Source organism: Lyngbya sp. CCY1209 (genome assembly GCF_055795065.1).
On record NZ_JAYFER010000529.1, the window covers coordinates 1 to 268 of the forward strand.

1 protein-coding gene is annotated in these 268 nt (G+C 54.5%); it reads left to right on the forward strand.

Annotated features, from left to right (window positions below; translation table 11 throughout):
• On the forward strand, positions 1-268 hold a 268-nt coding region (locus AC0QHF_RS17555; RefSeq protein ID WP_324705530.1), incomplete at both ends, for a Calx-beta domain-containing protein.

Here is a 268-nt window from a genome sequence, read left to right on the forward strand (position 1 = left end):
AAGTCGGCGAAGCGGACGGAACGGCTCAATTTACGGTGACTTTAGACGATTACAGCAGCGAGACGGTATCGGTGAGCTACACCACCGTCGGGGGCACGGCCAGCAGTGGGTCCGACTATTCCTCGACGAGCGGAGAACTGGTATTTTCACCTTGGGAAATTCAAAAAACCATCGATGTCAGCCTGTGGGATGATACCCAAGTCGAAGGGGATGAAACCTTCGAGGTGGTGTTGAGTGACCCGGAGAATGGGGAATTGGGAAGCGAACG